This is a genomic window from Vibrio sp., from assembly GCF_038138445.1.
Lineage (GTDB): Bacteria > Pseudomonadota > Gammaproteobacteria > Enterobacterales > Vibrionaceae > Vibrio.
On sequence record NZ_JAYQDQ010000181.1, the window covers coordinates 1 to 1,917 of the forward strand.

Here is a 1,917-nt window from a genome sequence, read left to right on the forward strand (position 1 = left end):
ACCATATAGCGTCGTATATAAGGTTAGTGTTTTTCCATTCTTCATATTTTGCTAAATTTAATGATGATAAACAACAAACAAAGCTATGATTCTCATCAGTATGCAACGTGATCTCAGAACATATGTTTGTCATATGAACTTTTAAGCCGTTTTCTTTATATGCTTTTGGATTTCTCTTGTTAGTGTTTCCCTTAAATAATATGTACGGTTCTCCAGTTGCTTTTCGTTTTCTAAGTAGTTTACTCCATCTAGCCCTAGCATCCGCATCTCCTTGTTCAATTCGTCGCATAAACTTATCACCCACAACTGCGCACTGGTGTAAATTAAGCGACTGTCTGTTGACATCTCCTTTAGGCTCTCTAATTTCAAGCCATTCTTCGAAATCATCATGTTCAATATTGATGTTAACCGATGCAGCTCCTCGTCTGACTGATCCTTGATTAGTCGCGAGTATTGTTGAATCATAGATTTTACAAAAAGGGACAACTCCGTCTGATGTTCCATTACCTGTTATTTTAGCGCCGGCGGGTCTAATCATGTTAATTCCAATGCCAACTCCACCGCCGTGCTTAGCGAGCAACATCATTTCTAAATTTTTCTGTCCTATATCTTGTATCGAATCAGCCACATCAATGCCGAAGCAGCTAATAGGCAAACCGCGATCAGTACCTGTATTAGATAATACCGGGCTAGCGAGACATAGCCAACCATTCCATATGTATTCGAAGAAAGTTTCCGCCATTTCCGGTTTATATAATCTACGAGCAACTGTTTTAGCAACCCGCATGTAAGCTTCTCTCGGTGACTCGTCGTAGAGTAAATATCCCCCGGATATAGTCTTCTTGTATACGTCGTTATTACCCCACGCAGGGTAATCTTCACCTTTTTTCCAGTTTTCATTCCACATTATCTTAAAAAGTGTGTTATCCAGGCAATAAGCCCATTAATATTAAGTGCTACTAAATTCCATTGCTTACGGGAAGAAGTTTGTACTACAACACAAATAAAACCAAGTATGTATAGCACTGGTTCAATTGTCCATTGCGCAGCGATCAAAAAGCCAGCGCCCATATATCCAATACGAGACGCTACCTTTTGATATGCTGTTAACTTATTCGTGTAAGCTAATATTCTTAATAACTTTCTTTTAGTTATAAAGTTCTTCATATATTTCTTGTTCAGTTACTATATTACCAAATGTCTTCGAAGTCTTCCCCTTCATTAGCCTTACTATAATCTGTCGGCCGTATTGCGAAAAAATCAGTATGAGTGACCCCGCCGGTAAGATGATAGAACCAATCAAGATTAGACGCTGCATTCTTGTCATACGGGAAATAGTTCCCCAAGTCAACGTAACCAAGTTCAACCAGTTTTTCATTTGCTCTCTTTTTTATAAAATGTTTAAGATCATTAGCTTTTATACCTTCTACATCACCAGCTTCAAACATCTTGTCTATATACTTAGTCTCAAGCTTTATCATGGTTTCTGCAGCTTTTATTATATCTTCTCGACATAAATGCAGTAATTGATCATTTTCACTGCACATATCGCGGAAGAGTTTGCAGCCCATTTTACTGTGTAGTGACTCATCTCGAACACTCCATTTCATTTGCTGTCCAATGCCTTTCAACAAATTTCTAAGTTGAAAACTATACAAAACAGCAAAAGCAGAGTATAAAGATACGCCTTCAGCAAAAGCACTAAACACAGCAAGAGACTTACCAATACCAATGGAGCTCGTTCCTTCATAAGCCACGAGGTTATCAAATCTTTCAGCCGTTGCAGGCTCGTGTAAAAACGCTTCATAATTTTCTAATCCTAATGTTTCATTTAAATAACTATATGCCACTGCGTGTACTGTCTCTTGCGAGCCAAACATCATTGCCATCTGTTGTATTTCGTGTTTAGGAAACCAC

The 1,917-nt window shown here is 38.2% G+C and carries 3 protein-coding genes; all 3 read right to left on the reverse strand.

What is annotated here, in order from left to right:
• Nucleotides 1–787, reverse strand: a 787-nt coding sequence (locus AAFM34_RS20860) for a ribonucleotide reductase N-terminal alpha domain-containing protein (RefSeq protein WP_341666193.1), incomplete at its 3' end; no start/stop codon positions are given.
• 119 nt (nucleotides 788–906) lie between these two features.
• The gene (locus tag AAFM34_RS20865) at nucleotides 907–1,167 is read right to left on the reverse strand and encodes a hypothetical protein (RefSeq protein ID WP_341666195.1); all 261 of its coding nucleotides are present in this window, start codon (nucleotides 1,165–1,167) and stop codon (nucleotides 907–909) included.
• Between the two features lie 23 nt (nucleotides 1,168–1,190).
• Nucleotides 1,191–1,917, reverse strand: a 727-nt coding sequence (locus tag AAFM34_RS20870; RefSeq protein ID WP_341666197.1) for a ribonucleotide-diphosphate reductase subunit beta, incomplete at its 5' end; no start/stop codon positions are given.